Annotated in this window: 15 protein-coding genes; 5 read left to right on the plus strand and 10 right to left on the minus strand. The window is 27.5% G+C overall.

What is annotated here, in order from left to right; all coding sequences use genetic code 11:
- Window positions 1-64 precede the first annotated feature (64 nt).
- Window positions 65-1,033 (plus strand): thioredoxin-disulfide reductase, encoded by a 969-nt coding sequence (gene trxB, locus BMSBPS_RS01785; RefSeq protein ID WP_022564715.1) that lies wholly within the window; start codon window positions 65-67, stop codon window positions 1,031-1,033.
- Between the two features lie 710 nt (window positions 1,034-1,743).
- Complete coding sequence (infA, locus tag BMSBPS_RS01790; RefSeq protein WP_022564716.1) at window positions 1,744-1,962, plus strand: translation initiation factor IF-1; 219 nt, start codon at window positions 1,744-1,746, stop codon at window positions 1,960-1,962.
- 105 nt (window positions 1,963-2,067) lie between these two features.
- Here infA and clpA read toward each other — a convergent pair whose 3' ends face one another.
- Complete coding sequence (clpA, locus tag BMSBPS_RS01795; protein WP_022564717.1) at window positions 2,068-4,308, minus strand: ATP-dependent Clp protease ATP-binding subunit ClpA; 2,241 nt, start codon at window positions 4,306-4,308, stop codon at window positions 2,068-2,070.
- Window positions 4,309-5,021: 713 nt separating this feature from the next.
- On the opposite strand from clpA, the gene moeA reads away from it, so the two are divergent.
- Together moeA and BMSBPS_RS01805 are read left to right on the plus strand one after the other, a co-directional pair.
- Window positions 5,022-6,257, plus strand: coding sequence for a molybdopterin molybdotransferase MoeA (moeA, locus tag BMSBPS_RS01800; RefSeq protein WP_044170026.1), 1,236 nt, complete (start codon window positions 5,022-5,024; stop codon window positions 6,255-6,257).
- A gap of 4 nt (window positions 6,258-6,261) precedes the next feature.
- Window positions 6,262-7,008 (plus strand): molybdopterin-synthase adenylyltransferase MoeB, encoded by a 747-nt coding sequence (locus tag BMSBPS_RS01805; RefSeq protein WP_022564719.1) that lies wholly within the window; start codon window positions 6,262-6,264, stop codon window positions 7,006-7,008.
- Between the two features lie 698 nt (window positions 7,009-7,706).
- Here BMSBPS_RS01805 and BMSBPS_RS01810 read toward each other — a convergent pair.
- From BMSBPS_RS01810 to BMSBPS_RS01830, 5 genes are all read right to left on the minus strand, one after another.
- A complete protein-coding gene (locus BMSBPS_RS01810) occupies window positions 7,707-8,108 on the minus strand; it encodes an H-NS family histone-like protein (protein ID WP_022564720.1) in 402 nt (133 codons plus the stop codon).
- 2,442 nt (window positions 8,109-10,550) lie between these two features.
- A complete protein-coding gene (mntR, locus tag BMSBPS_RS01815) occupies window positions 10,551-11,006 on the minus strand; it encodes a manganese-binding transcriptional regulator MntR (RefSeq protein WP_022564721.1) in 456 nt (151 codons plus the stop codon).
- A gap of 483 nt (window positions 11,007-11,489) precedes the next feature.
- Window positions 11,490-12,008 carry an outer membrane protein OmpX gene (gene ompX / locus BMSBPS_RS01820; RefSeq protein WP_022564722.1) on the minus strand — a complete coding sequence of 173 codons (519 nt, stop codon included), beginning with the start codon at window positions 12,006-12,008 and terminating at the stop codon, window positions 11,490-11,492.
- Window positions 12,009-13,900: 1,892 nt separating this feature from the next.
- Window positions 13,901-14,869 (minus strand): DNA-binding protein YbiB, encoded by a 969-nt coding sequence (gene ybiB, locus BMSBPS_RS01825; protein ID WP_022564723.1) that lies wholly within the window; start codon window positions 14,867-14,869, stop codon window positions 13,901-13,903.
- A 517-nt stretch (window positions 14,870-15,386) separates the two neighbouring features.
- Window positions 15,387-15,977 (minus strand): Yip1 family protein, encoded by a 591-nt coding sequence (locus BMSBPS_RS01830; protein ID WP_022564724.1) that lies wholly within the window; start codon window positions 15,975-15,977, stop codon window positions 15,387-15,389.
- A gap of 158 nt (window positions 15,978-16,135) precedes the next feature.
- Here BMSBPS_RS01830 and BMSBPS_RS01835 point away from each other — a divergent pair, with 158 nt between their 5' ends.
- A complete protein-coding gene (locus BMSBPS_RS01835; protein WP_046201123.1) occupies window positions 16,136-16,711 on the plus strand; it encodes a DedA family protein in 576 nt (191 codons plus the stop codon).
- A gap of 364 nt (window positions 16,712-17,075) precedes the next feature.
- Here BMSBPS_RS01835 and BMSBPS_RS01840 read toward each other — a convergent pair whose 3' ends face one another.
- From BMSBPS_RS01840 to uvrB, 4 genes are all read right to left on the minus strand, one after another.
- On the minus strand, window positions 17,076-17,462 hold the full coding sequence (locus BMSBPS_RS01840) for a YbhQ family protein (RefSeq protein ID WP_022564726.1): 387 nt from the start codon (window positions 17,460-17,462) through the stop codon (window positions 17,076-17,078).
- Between the two features lie 540 nt (window positions 17,463-18,002).
- Window positions 18,003-18,458, minus strand: coding sequence for a molybdopterin synthase catalytic subunit MoaE (gene moaE, locus BMSBPS_RS01845; RefSeq protein ID WP_022564727.1), 456 nt, complete (start codon window positions 18,456-18,458; stop codon window positions 18,003-18,005).
- 2 nt (window positions 18,459-18,460) lie between these two features.
- Complete coding sequence (gene moaD / locus BMSBPS_RS01850) at window positions 18,461-18,706, minus strand: molybdopterin synthase sulfur carrier subunit (protein WP_022564728.1); 246 nt, start codon at window positions 18,704-18,706, stop codon at window positions 18,461-18,463.
- A 1,528-nt stretch (window positions 18,707-20,234) separates the two neighbouring features.
- Complete coding sequence (uvrB, locus tag BMSBPS_RS01855) at window positions 20,235-22,256, minus strand: excinuclease ABC subunit UvrB (RefSeq protein WP_022564729.1); 2,022 nt, start codon at window positions 22,254-22,256, stop codon at window positions 20,235-20,237.
- Window positions 22,257-22,964: the final 708 nt, after the last annotated feature.

Consider the following 22,964-nt stretch of genomic DNA (forward strand, 5'->3'; position numbering starts at 1 on the left):
TATTAGATTTTTTTATTTCATTATAATTATAAATTATTTTATATGACACAAAATTAAGGTAAACATGAAAACTTTCAAAAATAGCAGGTTGCTTATTTTAGGATCCGGTCCAGCAGGTTATACCGCAGCAATTTATGCAGCACGTGCTAACTTGAAACCATTATTAATTACGGGACTACAAAAAGGTGGCCAACTCACTACAACAAATGAAATAGAAAACTGGCCAGGTAACCCGTACGATTTAACAGGTCCATCTTTAATGGAACGTATGTACGAACATGCCAAGAAATTTAACACCGAAATTCTTGTTGACCATATCCACACAGTGAATTTACAGAGTCGTCCATTTCGTTTGTTTGGTGATAATTATATGTATATTACAGATGCACTGATTATTGCAACAGGTGCTTCAGCACGTTATTTAGGTTTACCATCAGAAGAATTTTTTAAAGGTAAAGGAGTATCAGCTTGTGCAACATGCGATGGATTTTTCTACCGAAATAAACAGGTGGCAGTAATCGGTGGAGGCAATACGGCAATAGAAGAATCGCTCTATTTAGCTAACATTGCTTCCATAGTATATTTAATTCACCGTCGTGACAATTTTCGCGCAGAGAAAATTCTTATCGATCGTTTAATGGAAAAAGTGAAGACAGGTAACATAGTATTATATACTAGTCAAAAACTAGAAGAAGTAATCGGGAACGAAATGGGTGTAACAGGATTAAAACTTTTATCTACTAAAAATCAAGAAAATAAATATATTGAAGTCAGCGGATTGTTTGTTGCAATAGGTCATAATCCTAATAGTAAAATATTTGAAGATCAACTAGCACTAGAAAATGGCTATATTAAAGTAAAAGGGGGTTGTAAGGGTAATATAACACAAACTAGTGTGCCAGGTGTATTCGCAGCTGGTGACGTCATAGATCATGTTTATCGTCAGGCAATCACTTCATCTGCTACTGGCTGTATGGCCGCGTTAGATGCAGAACGTTATCTTGATAGCATAACTAGTAGCAATAGCAATTAAAATTTAATATAAATAATTACATTAAATTAAAACAATACAATGTCGATTGTATTTTTAAGATACACATAAATTATCAATGTATATCAATCGCTTGATTATTCTACTAAATTATATTACTGAGATATTTTTTGAAATGTTTGATAATTTTTTATATGATTATAACTCTGTAATTACTTAATATGGATGAAAATTAAAAATAATAACAATAAAAATTATTTATATTATTAGATAAATATTTTATTACATTATCTTTAATATCTATTAAATTACTATGCTATATAAAAAAAATGATATATTTAACAGTTAATTATCTAATAAAAATTCCACATGAATAAGATTGATATTTGTAAAGTACGATAATAGATTTCTTTAGTCTAAGTTAGAAAATAATCATTTTCTATAAATATTTCAATATGTTGAATAAGGATAATTAATAAAGTGATCTATCAATATGCTATAATTGACGTTTATTGAGCCGATTTAAGTTGATCTGTACTTATATTTATAACATATACATTCATGTCAATAAATAAAACATATTGTGCATTTATGTCTCTTGAGCTTCTTCTTACAAAGAAATTTAAATTTAAATAAATATTTAATTTTACTCGACATATTAGAATAAGCTGTAAGAACTCTGTACATGAATCACAAAATCCGGCATTATCTTACTTAATTCAAATAGTTTGGTTATTCACCTAGAGGATTCAATGGCTAAAGAAGATAATATTGAAATGCAAGGTACCGTGCTGGATACACTACCTAATACTATGTTTCGTGTAGAACTTGAAAATAAACATATAGTTACTGCTCATATCTCGGGCAAAATGCGTAAAAATTATATTCGCATTTTAACAGGGGACAAGGTAACTGTCGAGTTAACTCCGTACGATCTTAGCAAGGGTCGAATTGTCTTCCGCAGTCGCTAGTTTTCGTTCGTACACATTCTTGTTGACTTTCCTAAAAGACCGAGCGCACAAACCTTCGGTTTTTTAGGATTCTAAAATATACGCATACCATCCGTATGGTTTTATTTAAAATAAATATGTTAATTGATTTTTATTTTTATCTAAATCTATTGATACAGAACCACCTTTTACTAATGAACCAAATAGTAATTCGTTTGCGAGCGGTTGTTTCAAATTTTCTTGCACTATACGTGACATGGGGCGTGCTCCCATAGTTCTATCATAACCCATTTCAGCCAACCAACTACGAGCATTTTGACTTACTTGTAAAAAAACACCTTTTTTATTAAGCTGAGACTGTAATTCTACGATAAACTTATCTACAACTTGATAAATGACTTCTATTGAAAGATGCTCAAACCAGATAATACTATCAAAACGGTTACGAAATTCAGGCAGGAAAATTTTTTTAATCTCTGCTATTGTATCTACGCTACAATTTTGCTTAACTAATCCAATAGAATTGCGTTCAGCTTCATATGCTCCAGCATTAGTAGTCATTACAAGTACTACATTGCGAAAATCAGCTTTCCGACCATTATTATCTGTTAATATACCATAATCCATAACTTGTAGCATTAAATTAAAAATATCCGGATGAGCTTTTTCAATTTCATCTAATAATAACACTGAATATGGATTTTTAATTATAGCATCAGTAAGGTATCCTCCATTATCGAAACCAATATAACCCGGAGATGTACCAATTAGGCGACTAATACTATGACGTTCCATATATTCAGACATATCAAAACGCAATAATTTCATATCTAGTGCCTTTGACAACTGTACTGTCACTTCAGTTTTTCCTACGCCTGTCGGACCAGCAAATAGAAACGATCCAACTGGTTTATATTCTTGTCTAAGACCGGCACGACTTACCTTGATAGCTTCAGTTAATGCTTCAATAGCTTTATCTTGACCAAATACTAATTTTTTTAATCGACTACTTAAATTTTTTAGTCTATCACGATCACTAGCTGATACACTTTGCTGTGGGACACGCGCAATATGTGCTACTACTCTTTCAATATCCGAAACATGAATAATTTTTCTACGTCGAGTAGCCGGTAGTAAACGTGAACACGCGCCTGCTTCATCAATAATATCTATTGCTTTATCAGGTAAATAACGCCCGTTAATATATTTTACTGCTAATTCTACAGCTGCACGTAATGATTTTGAAGTATAACGTACATTATGATGCGTTTCATATTTTGATTTTAAGCCATTAAGAATTTGTACTGTCTCTTCTAGAGAAGGTTCAAGAATATCAATTTTTTGAAAACGACGAGCTAATACTCTATCTTTTTCAAAAAGATTTCGAAATTCTTGATAAGTGGTGGATCCAATTATGCGAATTTTACCACTAGACAGTAATGGTTTAATAAAATTTGCTATATCTAGTTGACTACCTGATGCCGAACCCGTTCCTATAATAGTATGAATTTCATCAATAAACAAAATACTTTGTTTATCAAATTCCATTTGTTTTAATAGAATTTTAAAACGTTTTTCAAAATCACCACGGTATTTAGTACCTGATAATAATGCTCCTATATCAAGAGAATATACAATACATTTTTGCATTACTTCTTGTATCTCATTACGCACTATACGCCAAGCAAGTCCTTCAGCAATTGCAGTTTTACCTACACCAGATTCACCTACTAGTAATGGATTATTTTTACGACGACGGCATAATACTTGAATAGTACGTTCTAATTCTTTATCGCGAACGATTAACGGATCAATATGGTCAATATGAGCAAGGTGATTAAGATTAGTTGTAAACTTTTCTATATACTTTTCCATCTTTACTTGTTTTTTTTTAATAAAGCGTTTTGTATCACTACACAATGAATTTAACTTATTGTTAATTTTACCAGGAAACACAAGATTAGCTATATCAAAAGGGTTTACTTCATGTTTTTTAAGCAAATAAGCAGCTTGTGATTCTTGTTCGCTGAAAATTGCAATTAGTACATTTGCTCCGGAAACTTCTTTGCTTCCGGATGTACGAACGTTAAAAATTGCTCTCTGTAATACACGTTGAAAACCGAGTGTTGGTTGTGTATTACATTCTTTGTTAGTTGCTGGGAACAATGGTGTAGTATGCTCAATAAAAATTTCAAGTTCGTGTCGCATAGTCATAATATCCACTGTACAGGCTTCTAAAACTTTTTTAACCGATGGATTATTTAGTAAAACTAATAATAAATGCTCGATTGTCATAAATTCATGGCGATGCTGACACGCGCTAGCGAAAGCTATATTTAAAGTGAGTTCCAATTCTTGACTGAGCATTATGTATTTACTCCAAAGTATTCCATAGCATCTGTATTTTTTAATTTATCTAAAAATAATGTTAAGTTTTTTCTAGTTGTATATCTATAGAATAGACAAAACAAAACGAGTTTTTATTTATTGCATCTAAAAATAACGTATATTGTCTACTGTAATATTGATTGAATAATATATAAATAAATATCATATCGTTAGACATTTTAAATGTTCAATGTTGTATTAATCATTCAATGTTGTTTTTTGTGATGCTGAGGATGTGTTTTTTGAAAACTCCATTGGAGATATATAACTATGCTGCTAAAAATATTTTTTAATTTTTCTTTATTTAGATGTCAGAGTATGCGGATTAATGTAAAGAGATATTTATATATTATTTTGTTTATAAAAATTAAACAATATCTAAATCCATTTTCTGTTTTTAATAAAATCGGATTATTACTAATTTATAAGTAGTAATGTATCTTTAGATTAATTGCTACATTCCGCATCTCATTGAAATTTCAATAATTTAATTTTTAATCGAATATACAGTAGAATATTTCTGTTCATCGTATAAGTATAGAAATACCATTCTCTGTTAATTTATATTAATTAACAACATCAAAGAAAGAATAAAATATAGAAAATAATAACGTTTTAAATATATTAAATTTGTTGTATTTAATTGTACTATTAATATAGTACAATAAGATCTTATTTAAATTAAGAAAATCATGAAATATTTTAATTCAAAGCTCCTTTCTTTTAAAGAAGCACAGCAAAAAATGCAAGAACAGTTAATACCTGTTAGTGATTATCTAGAGCTTTCGCTTTTTCAAGCTTTAGGACGCATTACTGCCCAACCCATTTTTTCACCATCAAATAAGCCGTCTTTTGATAACTCAGCAATGGACGGTTATGCAGTTCGCATGAATGATATTACCATAAATCGTGTTATGCCTATTGCAGGTACAATTTTTGCTGGTATTCCTTTTACTGGGAAATGGCCAAATGGAAGTGTTCTTCGTATTATGACTGGTGCAAAAATTCCTACTACATGCAATGTGGTAGTAATGCAAGAACACATAGAACACTGTAATAATGGTATTGTTATTACTCAACCAGTATATGTTGGCCAAAATATTCGTCGTATGGGTGAAGAAATTAAGATAAATAGTAAAGTATTATCAAGTGGTACACGGCTTGGCATTGCTGAACTATCATTGCTAGCTTCACTGGGTATTAAAAAAATACATGTATTACGTAAACTTCGTGTAGCTATTCTCTCTATCGGTAATGAACTTCAAACTTTGGGTAAATCACTATTAGAAGGTAAAATTTATGATATTAATCGTTTTACATTAATGTTCATGTTGAATCAGCTTGGTTGTGAAGTAATCGATCTTGGAATTGTTGAAGATAATATGCAAGATTTATGTGAAGCATTTAATACAGGTAATAGCGTAGCAGATGTAGTAATTACGAGCGGTGGTGTATCAGTTGGTGAAATGGATTTTACTAAAAAAATACTGGAAAATTTAGGTACCATCATCTTGTGGAAATTAGCGATTAAACCTGGAAAACCATTTTTATTTGGCCAATTAAAAAACAGTTTGTTTTGTGGGCTACCTGGAAATACAGTCTCCGCTACGGTAACTTTTTATCATTTAGTACAACCTATGTTACTTAGACTTATGGGTCAAACTGACCGGATTTACCCTCTACGTCAAAAAGCTCGTGCTATAGATTTTTTGAAAAAATCGCCAGGACGTCTTGAATTTCAGCGTGGTATTCTGAGTTGTGCAAAGGATGGTGTACTAGAAGTGTCTAGTACGGGTCTGCAAGATTCGCATATTTTTAGCTCATTTGTTATAGGAGATTGTTTTATTGTTTTAGAATGTGAACGTGGCAATGTATATCCCGGTGAATGGGTAGAAATTGAATATTTCAATAACTTGTTTAGGAGATAGTGCTATGGAATTAACTGATGAAGAAATATTACGCTATAATAGACAAATTGTAGTACCTGGTTTTAACTTCAAAGCTCAAGAAAAATTAAAGTTTTCACACGTATTAGTAGTAGGAATTGGTGGACTGGGTTGTGCTGCTTTACCCTATTTAGTTTCATCGGGCATTGGTCATATTACTTTATTAGATTTTGATACCGTTAGCCTAACTAATTTACATCGTCAAATTTTGCACAGTCAGACAGATATTAGATTACCTAAAATAGTTTCAGCCGCACAGAAGCTAACATTGATTAATCCTGATTGTAAACTAGAGCTTATTAATGGAAAATTAGATGATAATAAATTTGCAGTATTAATTGCTCGACACCATGTAATATTAGATTGTACTGATAACATAATTACACGTGAACAGATTAACAGATTATGTTTTCAGAATAAAATACCATTAGTTTCTGGTGCAGCAATTTGGATGCAAGGTCAACTAAGCGTATTCACTTGGAAATTAGGTGAGCCATGCTATCATTGTATTAGTCGTCTATTTGGTGAACAGCATTTAAGCTGCACTGAAACTGGTGTTATAGCTCCCTTAGTTGGTGTAATAGGTACAATGCAAGCTATGGAAACTATAAAAGTACTCACAGAATTTGGAACACCAGCTAGTTCATGCATGTTAATTTACGATGCTATGCATGCTAAATTTCTTACAGTAAAAGTTATGCAAGACAAAAATTGTGAAGTTTGTACTAATTGAGGAGTAAATGAAGTAAATTAATATTTTTAATAACGGAAGATGTTAAAAATATTTTTCTTTAAAATATGAGAAATAATTATTTCTATAAAAAATAGATTTAAATTTTTTTCATTAAACAATAATATCTAAGAAATTAGATAAAATATCAGTATTATGATGAAGAATATTTTGCAAATTATTTTAATATTGAAATAAATTGTTAAAATTTTCTAAAAGTGTATATTATCTAGCCGTCAATATTAGTTCTAACATATTTTATAATAGATAAAATATTAATTTTTTTATTTTAAGAAAAAACCTCATCATATTTTACATATTAGATTTTTTTATTTTTTTTATAAAAAAGATTTAATTTTTAAAAATTATTATTTATAATATCTTCTACTAAGTAAAAATGTTGTTTTTTTTAAAAAAATTATTTTTCTGAAATTTACTTATTTAGTAGAGATAAAAAATATGAATTCTAGAGTATTATTTATAATATATTATAAAACATCTAACTTCTTTCTTTAAAAGAAATTAATATTACTAAGATAACTAAAAATATTAGAGAAATCATGTGCGCATTTTTTTAAATTAAACTAGATTCTATATATATTTACATATAATAAATTTATATTTTATTTATTGAAAATATTAAAAGAAAAAAGTCGGATTTAAATATTATTTCCGACTTTTAATTACTATTATTGTGCAAATTATTTAATTAAAAAATCGTCTAAACTTTTTCCTATTTCCATTGCTTTTTTGATTGCAGCAGGAGTTCGACCTTGACCAGTCCAGGATTTTTTTTCACCATTTTCATCAATATAAAAGTATCTTGCAGGACGTGGAGGACGTTTGATTCGTTTTTTGCTAGTTTCTAACATTCCGAGTAATTCATTTGGATCGATGCCATCAGCTAATAGCATTTCGCGATATTTAGAAAGTTTTTCTTCTTTTTCACGATTTTGAGCTTCTTCTGCTTCTACTTCTTCGCGACGTTCTTTCACTACTATAGTTAATTTTTCCAAGATTTCTTCTAAATCGGCTAAAGTTAGTTCACGTGCATGTGCACGCAATGTACGAATATTATTTAAAATCTTAAATGCATCACTCATCATAATGTCCTTTTTTAAAATTTTTTTTAAAATAGTAATCAGATTACCTAATTAATATAAAAAAATAAATTAATTTAAAAAACTTAATTGTTATTAATAATATAAAATATTTTATTGCATTTTTAAAAATGCAATAAAATATTTTATATTTAAAAGAAAATAAATATTGATAAATTTTAGCACTTATACAAAGTGAAATTAATTTTTATTTAACATAAAAATGATGAATATTTATTTCAAATGAAATTTGAAGTATGAATCAAAATCAAAAATTAAAATTATTTAATAATAAGATATTCATCTTATAAATATTTTATATCATATAAATACGGTTAAAATTTTTTAAAACATGAAAATCAATAAAAAAGCTAGCTTGAATGCTAGCCTATAAGTAACTTAACAACTAAATATTACAAATTTTCTACTTTTGACTTTTAAAGTATGTTAGTATATTTTATCAGATAACCAATATGTAAATAATGCTCAATTCATTCTAACGAATAATTGTAATTTCTTGCACATATTGAATAACAAAACATGCTCTTCTAAGCCCAATAATTGAAAAAATTACTTAATAATTCGCCAAAGAATGAAATTAAAATTGAAAATATGAAAGAGATAAAAAAGTTAGCAATCTATATAGAAAATATTGTTGCTTGGATAAATAATCCACTAAGACGTCTAAGAACATTTCTATAATACTCAGTAAGTAACTAGTGATGCTCCTTACTGAAAACTTCTATACATTAATATACCTAATAAAAACAATTACCCAATATATATTCATTTGAGCGTCAATACCTTCTGGCCTTACATAATTGAATGTACAACTAGCAACTAAACGTCTAGTACAAGAAAATCAACATCATTATCATGCTGCGCCGTCTAATACAACTGATTAATTAATTTCTAAAAAAGTCATTAATAATTAATATTAAAATAATGGTTTTAAAAGTAGTAAAAAATAAAGCAACGTTATCATTCACATTTACTTTTCTTAACCTAGTTGGCGTAAACTACATAATATTATTGACAACAGTTAAGTTTTGAATGAACATACATATATGGTTGTACCAATGAAAAAGTTTCAATAAAAAATAGTCTGCACAACTAACAAAAACGTGGGTAACATTTGTGTATATAAGATAATTAGTCTTTGTGTAGTTACAAGTGAACTTAGTTTTTTAGTTGTTAACATTGCAATAATAAATGCTTTTTCTGTTATTGAACGGCACGCGAGATTTTTCTTAATATTCAATAATATAAAATCATCTATTCAATATTGGGCAAAATTGCTGTTACAAATAGTACCATTGAAAAATTAATACTGTTAAAAGGATTTTGCTACTCGCTACCCTATGCTATGCTATCAAGATATGTAAAAATTAAAACCGAAAATGTAGCACTAGATAATTACACTAATTATTGATTAAATCTATGGTAAATGGTGTTAATAATGAGTATTCATACATAAATTAAGAATACTCTTTAAAATGGCGCCTGTATCATAACCCAAAATTAGGAAACTACTAAAGATAACGATCACTTTTGCGTCACTTTAACAAATAGTTTTATTTTGTATACACGCTACTATTGCAACTCAATTCTTTATTGAACGTAAGGTGTGTTTGCCAGTGCATATATAAAAATCGTTAACAGATAAAATATCAGCAAAAATAATGCGATGAAATTAAATTAGTCATTATAATATCTAACTTACATAGTTAAATATTATAATGACCGTAATCTACTATAACGCATGATGATTCTAACCATCAATTAAAATTAAATATATAGCGAACAGTATGCATTGAATTAAATTTTTATTTTTAGAAATATTAATGGCGTAACCAGTCAAGAATCATATGTAATGTATCATTTCAATGTTTTTATTGTACTATAATAGAGCGCGAAATACGATAAAGATGTTTTATGGTTTCTTGATTAACAATTAGTATATTTAATAAATAAGTAGATTCACAAAATATCGAGACAAATATTTCAGTTATAATTCAATATGTTATTAAAAATAGAACAGTATATGATGAACTATGGTTATATAACGTTGCTATAGTATTATTATTAATAATATATTGTTAAACCAGAATATTTATTTTGCAAAATAAATATTCTGGCGATTATTTTTTTGGATTGTCTGGTATGAAATCTTTTCAAGAAAAAGATGCTATCTAAATAAAAAATTTTTTAAAAATTAATAGATAAGTATTTGCAAATATATCGTAAATATCTATCCATAAAAATTAATCACCTCTAATTTAATAGACAGACACCTGCCTACATAAAATTAGTAGGCATATTTTTAATTTATTTTTTCCTTGAAACTTTTCTACAAACCAATAATTGTAGCTTAAAGTTATTTAAGAGAAAAAATAATTACATTTAATTAAAAATATTTAATAAAAAACAAACTAACACAAAATGTTATCTCTGATAAAATTTTTGAAAAGCAGCTAATGTTTCATCACTAACATGATGTTCTAGACCTTCAGAATCACGACGCGCGGTTTCAATGCTAATTCCTATAGATAATAAAAAAGTTTCTACAATATGATGCCGCATTCGATTTGCCTCAGCCAATTTCTCACCTTCAATCGTTAGAAAAACAGCACGATATGGCATCTGGTCAATCAATCCTGTAATGCTGAGACGTTTGAGCATTTTAGCTACTGTTGGTTGTGAAACACCAAGACGTACTGCCATATCAATCTGACGTGCTTCACCAAATTCACACATCAAATCAAAAATTAATTCTACGTAATCATCAATTAACTCACGACGATGCGCTTTACGCGCCTGTCGAAATCCTTCAATATGTTGGTCTATATTTTTAAGAGATTCCTGGGGGCATGTGATTACGATTTTTGCACGACAATCCATTCAATGTCCTCTTGATATATACAATATTGTTTGTATTTTGCAGTACAGAAGAACTATTTTTTGTACATAACTATACGAAAAGCAAAAATTCTGCATTTGCTGAAAAATGACTGGTTACGTATATTACTATTAATATCAATGCTATTGTTATCTTGTAGCAAAATGTGCTTAATGTTGTATATTAATGATTACATAATTATTTTATTGATATTATTTAAATAATAAAATTTTTGTTTATTTTAGTTTTTTGTTTTTTAAGATTTAGATTTACACAGAATATTATTTAATAATCTTTTAAATATAATTTCATATTTATATTTCTCTTTGAAATGATCAAGATCATTTCATATTGTATATTCTATTATTATTAATAATAATGTGTTTTTATTTTTAATAGTTTCGATGAGAAGGTAAGAAAATGAGATAAGACATATAAAAAGTGGCCCATGGTGGGCCGCTTTTTGATCTGTAATCTATAAAAATTTAAAAATGACAGCCTATACCAAAAATCCAAGAACCTATATCTATAGTACCAACACGGCTTTTTTCATAGCCAATATCTAGAGTGATATGCTTATGTGGGTTTAACTGGATACCTGCAGCATAAGAAAATCCGGTAGCACTTTTTTTCTGATTCAGATCGTAGCATTTAGTATCGTTAGCATGGGCTTTTCCATAGCCTAAACCTATAATACTATAGACACCTGCCCAATTATTTAGATGGTATAAGGGGCCAACAGTCACACCATAATATTGACCTTTATGATACATGCCATTGAATTTAATATAATTTCCTTCAATTTCTGTAAAAGAAGCAAGCCAACTTATTGGGTTATATTGCTGTTCATAATGGTATTTTAAATTAAAGCCAATAACTTGCTCCATAACACCTTGCATCTCACCTTTCGCAAAACCCAAATAAACGGTATTCTTTGCTACTGCTGAACCTGTGGACACAGCAAGTAAACAAGCTAGAGCTGAAAGACATGCAATTTTTTTCATAACCACCTCAAATCTAAAGATACTTTTTTCATAATCAGTTCAAATCTGAATTGAAATTCCTTTAATTCTTTCAAATAAAGAATAAAAAATCAGCAGTAAGAAATTCTATTTATATATATGTTTTCATAACTATAATGATTACATAAAGAAAATTTATCAAATTTAATTCATTCCTTTATTTGATTAAAAATAATTTTTTCTTTATTAAAATCTTAGTTTAACAAAACTCTTTAATGAAATTATTACAATTCTCTTACATTTTTTACTTAATTAAACTTATTAAAATTAATTTACTAGCTAGTAAGATATATTGTAATTTTAGTTGTACCTCCTTAATCACTGAATTTCTACCTATCATATTATATCAACTAATATAGTTAATTATAAAAGATAATTGTATAATTTACATACTTTAAATTATAATTACAAATCAATATTTTGCTTAACTTATAGTAATTTTTAAAAAAAGTATTTTTTTTTATATTTTTGAAATTAAATATACAAAATTATATGTATTAAAATATTGCATATCATATATATTGGTTATTTCAGTATGTTGTACTTGCAATGTTTTATTGATCTTGTTATTTGTCCTCTTCGGTTATAAGACATGTTATGTTTATATAGTAATTTTTTTAGTAAAATACTTATTATTAAATTATTTAACCTGGTATTCAGAAATTCTGATTAGGTATTAAATTCATATTAATTTAGTGAATACGAGACTTCATAGTACTAATCTGTTCTCTAATTTTATGTTTTAAAAAAAATGTCAAATTTCAATATGCCAGGATAATGTAATTATATAATACTTATGAATTTCTATATTGTAATTAGTCTGACAAAACATGTATAATAATAGTTTTTGTTTTCTTTGAAAATTATTTTTAAATAATAATAAAAATTTTTTACTATAAAATTATCAGATATTGTTTAAAAAGCATCAATAACACTATATTTGTCATTGAAAACGAATTACATTATGATAAATTAGCTAGCTGTCTTTTTTGCTAAAATGCAGTAATGTTTTAAGATTTATCATATATGCAAATTTCATGTTAAATATAATAAAGTATTGGAAAAAAATGCAGTTAATATATAAATGAAATTTTCATAAATAATCATATGTCTACATTAGAGATGATAATAAATCTAAATGCATAAGCTTGATATTTCTATTACTATCAATAATAGACCAGTATAAACGTCTTTTTCAAAACATTCCTCATATGTATAGGAAAATATGCATATTAATTAAATTTAATCTATATCATTAATATTATTACTAGAGATGTTAAGATTGTTCTTTAGTAAGATAGCACACTTATCATAACGATATGCAAACATCATAGTAAAATTAAAGTAACATAATTGTGTATATCTTATCTTGATATCTAAAAATTAAAAACTATGTTATTATATCTAACTTGAAATTTTTAACCTATTGATCTAAATAACTCATCCAATTGTATTATTTTTATTGCTATTTTACTAAAAATTTAATTATATTACCTTATATTCATTAAATTTTCCTATATTGCTTAAACTACTGCCATGTCAATATCTATGTGATTTTGGTTTTCAATAACATTATATATCAATCTGATCAACATTTTATTAATTATATAATATTATACTTTGAGATTTAAATTTAAAAAATTTATTTAAAAAAAATAGATATTCTATTTCATTTGAAATATTTCTGAACGTAACTTATAGTGTTGTTCAGATTATTTAATCATATTACTTCTGAATGTATTAATGATTAATTTAGCATAAGATTTACATGTATCTTAAATACACAATTATGAAGTATACAGTTATTATAACGTACAAAGATTTCATTAAAAATATTTTTTTTACATATAAAATTAAAAATATAAACTATATTATCAAATACCTACATGTTTTAAATGTGCTTGTGCCTGTTCTAAAGTTTTTGATTCTCCAGACGCAAGTAAACAGCATGCTAACTGCATACGCAATGATTGCGGTACCATGTGTTCACCGTTTATAACCTCTTTAACCCAGATAGCTGTATCACGTGGACTTTTACTTTTCGGAAGCGTGACTGGTAATGCCGGTTCATATTTACACAAGACAGCTGATATAGGACTAGTACCTTGAATAATGTTCATTTTTGAACAACATAATGGATTGGCATATACTTCTCCTTCTGTCCCAATAAGCAAAATAGCACTTGCTTCTATAGACTGAAGAAACTTTGTTATTCGAGAGATATATATTAGATGAGAAACACTGGTAATGCGCAAAGCAGCATGCTCGCTAAAAGGATTCACTAATTTTACTAGTGTATGTGCACTATTACGTACACCCATACGCCAACGTAAAAGTAACTGATTAGCTATAGGCTTACAAAGACGATCAATACTAATGAATACTAATTGTCCTTGATTTAATAGTAATTGCATTTCTTCTACTCCGCTTACTTCCTTAATACCCAATTCTGCTAATACTGCGTTTGTAGTAATTCGTGAGGGATCACTTTTAATGCCGTGTAGTAGTACAGGAAAACCTAGTTTTACTAATAATAAAGCCAGCAAAGGTGTTAGATTTGCTTGGCGACGTGCACCGTTATAACTAGGAATGATAATCGGCATAGGTCGGTTTAGTGGTGCTTGTAATTGTATTACATGTTGTTGCATCGCATAATAAAATCCGCGTATTTCTTCTACGCTTTCACTCTTAATGCGAAATGACATTAAAATACTTCCCAACTCTAAATCTGCTATTTCACCAGCTAAAATCGAACTATAAATCATAACAGCTGTATTATAATCAAGATCACGTACCCGATTGTACTTACAACCAATTTTTTTAATTATTTTTTTTATTTGCATTATAGACTTCCTAAGTTATCAATTGTATGCTGTCCTTAATATGCACCATCACTGATTTATAATAATTATCAATATGTTAATAAATGATTAATATATTCTTTATTACATACATTAACAAATATATATCTTTGCTTAAGACAATATCTATAATTTTGCTTTTGAAACATATGAAAATAACAAGCATATCTAACATAACATGGTATAAATGCTATTTTAAATAGTTTATATTTTTAATATTTATCTAATAATCACAATTTTTATATATCAATTCTTGCTTATTAACATAAAGCAACATACCGATTTAGTGTGTAATTTTATAAATATTAAAGGAAACAATATGTTATTCTTTTATATAAGAATAACTATAATATTTTATCAAGGTATTATATCATGTAATACTTTCATAAAATCTTGAATAAGAAAATTTTTTTAAACTCAAAATTTACACTTTAGAAATTTAATCAATAAATAGAGTAAATTTTATTCGTTTTAAAAACTCAGTCATTAAAGTTATTACTCAAAATAATTTAGGTCCATATCCCCATAATAAAATAGTTAAACCTAGCAATATTTCAAGTATCAAAATTCCAATAGCTAACGTAGAACCAGAAAAACGTAAACTTTCTACACGATCAATGTTTAAAAATATTGGAATGCCAATATATAATAAATACCCAGTATGTACTAGACCTATTGACCCCACTAATAAACATAACCATACTAAAGGATATAAGGCTATTAATCCACTAAGCAATAACGGTGTAGCCACATAGCTTATAAATATATTGCATTGTTGCAATTTAGGAGGATTAGGATAATATTTTAATGCCATGCGGTAAATTAGTTGACCCATTAAAGCGATACCACCTAAAATGATTAGGTAAAAAATTATTCCTAAAATAAGAGCAGTTATCAATGCAATTTTTACATATTGTCCATCTGCTAAACTCCAACCATACTGTGTTGTACCAATAAAAGTACAAATTACCGGTATCGCTGCCATTAATAACATACAATAAGTATAATGATGCATAACACTTTCGTTTATTTGCTTAATTTCCCGTATTTTTTTAGTAGGATGTACGAATAAATTCCATATATAATGCATATAATCACTCCTAAATAAATATGCTATGTAAGCTAGTAAGATAAAAGATGACTAATACAGGTGACTTCTACTAAGATTAGAAGAGATTTATTATTTTTTTTGAGATATTAATTTAAAAAAACCCGCTATGTTGCGACTATCATATGGAGAAAAATGAGTTGCACCTTTATTTAAATGGACTAATAAGCCATTACGGTTATTTGTCACTCTTAATTGGATGCATTACCGAAGGGGAGACTTTCCTACTATTAGGTGGTTTGGCCGTACATGAAGGTCTGCTGCGCTTTAAAGGTGTTGTGTTAGCTGCAATGATTGGTGGGATTATTGGTGATCAACTGCTATTTTGGCTTGGTTATCGTTTCGGTACATGCATTTTACGCCGTTTTAGCAAATATCATCATACTATAACTAAAGTAAACGGGCTTATTCGAAAATGGCCGAGTCTTTTTATTATTGGTGTGCGTTTTATGTATGGATTTCGGATATTGGGACCAATTATTATTGGCACTAGCCGACTTAAACCATTGCGATTTTTTATACTTAATGTAATTGGTGCAGCATTATGGTCATTGATTTTTGTTACACTAGGATATTTTTCTGGAGAACTGATATTACCTTACTTATATAAGTTAGATAAACATTTTAACTACTTTCTTTGGCTAGGTATAGGGATAATAATTTTTTTGATAATACGCTATATTATTCGTTATTGTAATCATCACTATAATCGCTAAATAATTCGTTATGTGTTTCAGCACATTATTTATTATGATGCTTACTTTTTTAACAGCTAATTTAAATAAATTTAAAATTTAATATATTTAGATAGTTATATATAATTACTATTATTATATATAACTATCTTTCCTAAAAAGCAGTTGTTCATATAGAAAGGTAATAAATTATTTAAAATAAATAATATTTATGATGTGTGTTATATAAATGTAATAGCAATAAAAGCAAATCAAATTTTAAACTATTATTTAAATTTCTCATTTACAATTACTGAAATTAAAAAAGAAACTTCCATAAATTGATCTAGAATAAACCGTTAAACTAATTTTCGGTATATTCTTACAAGAATTTTTATTCTCTTTTTTAATGGTGTTCAATATATGAATTGGTTGTTTTAACAAAAATTGAAAACAAAGTTGGTCCTAGTAACATGACTAATCCAAAGAAAGAAATCAGTGCATAGTTGTGAATAAAACGAGATATCAAGAATAATATTAACATAGCTGTACTAAAATAGTAATTAGTAGTGACTTCTTCTAAAGAATCATTAATGCGACGAAGACGGATATTGTATTGTGAAATAATCATAATTATAAAAACTATAATATATGTTAATACTAATGTAATACCTACCTCAAATAGCAAATTATTTTTCCAACCTATAATAAATGCTATAATTACCGATAAACGAATTGACAAATATAAACAAGTTTTTCCTGTAATAATATAAATTAAATTAAACCATTTCACTTTATTTTCCTATTATATTCAATAATGAATGAGATGTTTTATGAAAAAACTTTTACCAGATTTGTCGTATAATTATACATCTATAATTTTATATTACAGATTTTTGACCTTTTATCAAAATATTTATTGATTTAAATGGTTAAATAATTTCCGACCTATATGATTTAATTTGATAATTTCGTACAGTATGAGAAAACGAATAAAATTTTAAATATATTATATATAGTTACTTTATATGTGTAGATATACAACATGTTAAATTAGCTAGAGAATATGCTACTATATCGATCATATTACTTTCTATAAACAGTAGCATATCGTGATTTCTTATATTCCTTTTATATACTATAAAATATATATCAAAAATAAGTAGTGTTTTATTAATATATAACTCAACTGCATTAGTTAATAATCATTTTGAAATCATAATCATCAAAACTTATCTTTAAGATAATCACACAGTGATTTGTAATGAAAATACAACAGTGTTTTAGAAAAAACAATTTAAATATTAATTAATCACAGTATTATATTAATATATTATTGCTGCCAACGTTCTAAAGATTGCTGATCGCTATGATTTACATCAAGCCAACGACCGCCGTCAACGGTTGTTTCATATTTCCAAAATGGCGCATACATTTTAAGATAATCAACAATAAATTGAATAGCTATAAAAGCACTACTTCGATGAGCGCTACTTAAACCAACAAATAAGATATCATCACCAGGAATAAACTTTCCAATTCTATGAATTACTGTAACTTTTTTCAATGTCCATCGCTTGCGTGCATTTGCTACTATTGATTCCAGTTCTTTCTCTGCCATTGATGCATAATGTTCTAGGGTTAAGGTGAAAACACTACTACCTAAATTGTAGCTACGTACTTTACCAATAAAAGTTACTACCGCACCATCGCTATTATTAGATGATAATAGTTTATATTCTTGAGAGATATTAAACGGTTCAGAACTAATCCAAATACGCGTGTCCATATTTAACCCCCAGTTACTGGCGGAAAAAATGCTATTTCATCACCTTCTTGAAGAGGATGGCACATTGGTACAAGTGTCTGATTGACGGATACTAGTACTTCGCTAGCTTCCAAAGCTATAGCCCAATTTTTACTTTTTTGAGATAACGCTTTTCTTAACTCAATAACATTATTATATTCTAGTGCTATGTCTAAAATACTGACACCAGTTAATTCGCGCACACGTGAGAAAAAAAGTACTCTAATCATATTATTGCTCCCTTTACATCTGTTAATTTACTAATATTTTTTACAAATCCAGTTTATCATATTGTCTTTTGGTAAATAAGCTTATGAATGAAATATTCATCGAATAATATTCTGAATTATTATGTAAATAATTGACAAAAATTATACTTTGATATTGTTTTTCGTTTATTTCTGTTAATTTAGAAAAGTTAATTATAGGATAAATAATTTCCACTTTAATTTTATAAAAAGTAAGAATTAGTAAAATAGATAAATTTTTTGTCTATCCAATTTTCTATTTAAGATAATCTAATCATGTTTTAATTTTAAAATATTTACGTTGAATACTATGTTATGTTTATTAACCAATATATATGTTAACAACACCACATATATCTCTATAACTTTTTATTAATTGTAATCTAATCAAATAACATTCATTTTTATATACAAAAAATTATTTTAAAATTTACAATCAAAAATCATCTTTACAACTTTGAAAATTGTTTATTTTAATAATAATTAATTAGATAACATTATTTAATTAGCCAAATAGCCTTAGATGATTTTCATTTAAAGTGATAGATCTTATCCATAACCTGTTGAAAATTATAATTCACTACCGACTATATTAGTAGAATAAATTAATTAGCTAGTACAAATGAATATAATATTATTTGTATTATATAAATTGTAAATCGATAAAATAATAATATTATAGTAAAAATTAGTATTATATCTCAATGTATAACTTCAATGTACAGCATGAAATACAACAGAGCATTAGAATCTAATTTTTAGGAAAATAAAATTTTTACATTTTTTCTGAATTATGTATGTTATTTCACGAAAATAAATACATATATAACGTATATGCTGTAGTTAATCAATTTTAGTAAAAATATTTTTTGTAACGTTTATAAACGAAATTATTAAAATCAGGGCCGTTTTTTTTAAATTTTAAGAAATAAATCGTATGTATAATATATCCATCATAAAGATACATTTCATATATGATAAAATTACAATATGTATGCTAAAGAGAAATGATGATTGAAAGCTTAAAGTATAGGAAACATGCGTTCTGTAGTACTGAGTAGTCACAATTTACTCGAATACATTATGTCTGCAATAGTATGATTATAATGACATCTAATTAGGTAGGCAACTATCACTTATAATTGAAGTTATACTGGCATAATTAGACGTTCAGAAAAAAATATTAACTAAAATGATTTGTAAACTTCATTAACTTTTTAATTATTTAATTAAATATTGATTATATTATTTGAAAATTTTTTTTGATAGAGCTAGTTTATTATAATTTAGATAACTTAATTTTGAAAAATTGAATTATCTTAGTAAGAATCTACTCAAATCAATCAATGTCATAAATAATTTAATAAGAGTAAATACATCATTAATTCTAATATCAGAATATCTTTCAATTAAAGAGTACCAAACGATAAATTCAAATTCAAATTATCAATGTAATTTGAATTTGAATTTATCGGAAAAAATTTTTACTACTGCTATAGTTATAAAATTTTTAAGTATTTTGAATCATAGTGCTACGTAACTTATACAATTGATCACGAATTCGTGCTGCTTCTTCAAATTCTAAATTTTTCGCATGTTTTTGCATTTTTTGTTCTAATTGGCGAATTTTTTTTTGTATTACCTGTGGTGTAAATGTTAGATAATTAATTGCTGTTTCTGGCATATCGAATAAGCACTGTATTCTCTTAGTGCGTGATTTTATTATATTATTACCGCACTTAAGAATATCAGTAATGTTTTTTTTAATACCTTTTGGTATTAGACCATGTTTTTGGTTATATTGTTTCTGTTTTTTTCGACGTCGTTCAGTTTCTGAAATAGCACGAAACATGGATGGTGTAACGCTATCCGCATAAAGAATAGCCTTTCCCTTTACATTACGTGCTGCACGACCAATTGTTTGAATCAAAGAACGCTCAGATCTCAAAAAACCTTCTTTGTCTGCATCTAATATTGCTACTAGTGAAACTTCTGGTATATCTAAACCTTCACGAAGAAGGTTAATTCCTACTAATACATCAAATTTACCTATACGAAAATCTCGAATTATCTCTACACGTTCTACAGTATCAATATCTGAATGTAAATAACGTACTTTTTTACCATTTTCTTCAAGATATTCAGTAAGATTTTCAGCCATACGTTTGGTCATGGTAGTTACTAATATACGTTCATTAAATTGAACTCGTTCACTAATTTCTGAAATTAAATCGTCTACCTGTGTTAAAATTGGACGAATTTCTAAAATAGGATCGAGCAGTCCTGTAGGACGTACAATTTGATTAATTACTTGACCATCAGATTTTTTAAGTTCATAATTGCCCGGTGTAGCAGAAATATAAATAGTTTGTAGCGATAATGCTTCAAATTCTTCAAATCGCAAAGGACGGTTATCTAATGCTGATGGTAAACGAAAACCATGTTCTACTAATGTTTCTTTACGTGCACGATCGCCACGATACATGCCAAAAATTTGTGGAATTGTAACATGTGATTCATCTATTACTAAAAGACCATCAGACGGTAAATAATCTAATAAAGTTGGTGGTGGTTGATTAGCGTGCCGTTTAGAAAAATAACAAGAATAATTTTCAATGCCTGAGCAATAACCAATTTCTTGCATCATTTCTAAATCGAATTGTGTGCGTTGTTTGATACGCTGGGCTTCTAAAAACTTATTACTTTTTCTAAATTCATCGCAACGTATTTGAAGATCTTCTTTGATTTTTTGTATTGCTTGTAACATATATACCCGCGGTGTTACATAATTATTTTTAGGATAAATAGTAAAACGTGCAATCAATGATTTTAACTGACCCGTGAAGGGATCGAATAATGATAAACGTTGTACCTGATCATCAAATAATTCAATACGCAATGCAACTGCATCTAATTCGGCAGGAAAAATATCAATCACTTCCCCACGTACACGAAACATACCTCGTTTGAAAGATTGATCATTGCGCACATATTGCAATTCAGCTAAATGGCCTAAAATGGTACGTTGATCAATAATCATACCATGCGATAGATGTAGGATCATCTTAAAATAAAGTTTTGGATCACCTAGACCATAAATTGCTGAAACAGATGCTATTATAATAACGTCACGACGTTCGAGTATTGCTTTAGTAGCTGACAAACGCATTTGCTCAATATGTTCGTTAACGGCAGTATCTTTTTCAATAAAAGTGTCGGAACTTGGAAGATATGCTTCAGGTTGATAGTAATCATAATAAGAAACAAAAAATTCTACTGCATTTTCTGGAAAAAATTCTTTCATTTCACCATACAACTGTGCTGCTAATGTTTTATTTGGTGCTATCAGTATTGCCGGCCTGTTAAGATCTGCAATAACATTAGCGATGGTAAAAGTCTTGCCGGATCCAGTAACTCCTAATAATGTTAGATGAGATACTCCATGTTTCAATTTTTCTTTCAAAGTGTTAATAGCTTTAGGTTGGTCTCCTGCAGGTTGGAAAGAGGAATTGAGTTTAAAAACTTTACTCATGATTTTACTGTTCCTCCTGAAGAAATTGTCAGGTTACATCTTTGATAATTATTTACTGTACTAATATTTTTATTATGATGGTTTACTGTTAACTAAATTTTCTAATGACAAGATAATCGTTTCATTCTGTAAAATATTTAATACATTAATAATCGCATAATTATAAGTATTTACAATATATAAAATTTTAATAACTTTTTATTTTAAAACAATAAATTTTATATACTTAGAATAAGTATAGCGTGAATAATTGTGATATCAAGTTATAAATTTATTATAAAGAAATGTAATTATACTACATCATAGTAATAAGAAATCGAAATAATAAGCTTCTAAGTGATCAATGTGCTATGGAATAATCTTAGTAAAATAAATTTTGATGATAAAATTCTGTTGATTGATGTGATAGGACTTACATATAAATTTTTTTAAAGAAAACTTAAGTGTATACATTACATATATGCAAGAATTTAGATATCCATTTTAAGATAGTAAATATGATTTATTTGACTTGTATGTTTATAAAACATACAGCGTTATATAATATGATTTCTTGTCTGAAAAGAGATAGTTCATTAACTAATTAGAGATCTAGTGAGTAAAGTGAATCGATATTATTATAGTAATTTAATATATGTCTGCATTTTTAAAATTGAATTTGTTCGGTGAGATAAGCAATGCTACTTAAAAAAGTATATAGATGAATGA

Origin of the sequence: Candidatus Pantoea carbekii (genome assembly GCF_000971765.1) — a bacterium.
GTDB lineage: Bacteria > Pseudomonadota > Gammaproteobacteria > Enterobacterales > Enterobacteriaceae > Pantoea_A > Pantoea_A carbekii.

Excerpts from the sequence above, each read along its gene's own strand:
- ompX (WP_022564722.1), bottom strand. The coding sequence starts at position 12,008 with ATGAAAAAAATTGCATGTCTTTCAGCTCTAGCTTGTTTACTTGCTGTG.
- infA (WP_022564716.1), top strand. The coding sequence starts at position 1,744 with ATGGCTAAAGAAGATAATATTGAAATGCAAGGTACCGTGCTGGATACA.
- moeA (WP_044170026.1), top strand. The coding sequence starts at position 5,022 with ATGAAATATTTTAATTCAAAGCTCCTTTCTTTTAAAGAAGCACAGCAA.
- trxB (WP_022564715.1), top strand. The coding sequence starts at position 65 with ATGAAAACTTTCAAAAATAGCAGGTTGCTTATTTTAGGATCCGGTCCA.
- moaE (WP_022564727.1), bottom strand. The coding sequence starts at position 18,458 with ATGGACACGCGTATTTGGATTAGTTCTGAACCGTTTAATATCTCTCAA.
- moaD (WP_022564728.1), bottom strand. The coding sequence starts at position 18,706 with ATGATTAGAGTACTTTTTTTCTCACGTGTGCGCGAATTAACTGGTGTC.
- uvrB (WP_022564729.1), bottom strand. The coding sequence starts at position 22,256 with ATGAGTAAAGTTTTTAAACTCAATTCCTCTTTCCAACCTGCAGGAGAC.
- BMSBPS_RS01805 (WP_022564719.1), top strand. The coding sequence starts at position 6,262 with ATGGAATTAACTGATGAAGAAATATTACGCTATAATAGACAAATTGTA.
- BMSBPS_RS01830 (WP_022564724.1), bottom strand. The coding sequence starts at position 15,977 with ATGCATTATATATGGAATTTATTCGTACATCCTACTAAAAAAATACGG.
- mntR (WP_022564721.1), bottom strand. The coding sequence starts at position 11,006 with ATGGATTGTCGTGCAAAAATCGTAATCACATGCCCCCAGGAATCTCTT.
- clpA (WP_022564717.1), bottom strand. The coding sequence starts at position 4,308 with ATGCTCAGTCAAGAATTGGAACTCACTTTAAATATAGCTTTCGCTAGC.
- BMSBPS_RS01810 (WP_022564720.1), bottom strand. The coding sequence starts at position 8,108 with ATGAGTGATGCATTTAAGATTTTAAATAATATTCGTACATTGCGTGCA.
- ybiB (WP_022564723.1), bottom strand. The coding sequence starts at position 14,869 with ATGCAAATAAAAAAAATAATTAAAAAAATTGGTTGTAAGTACAATCGG.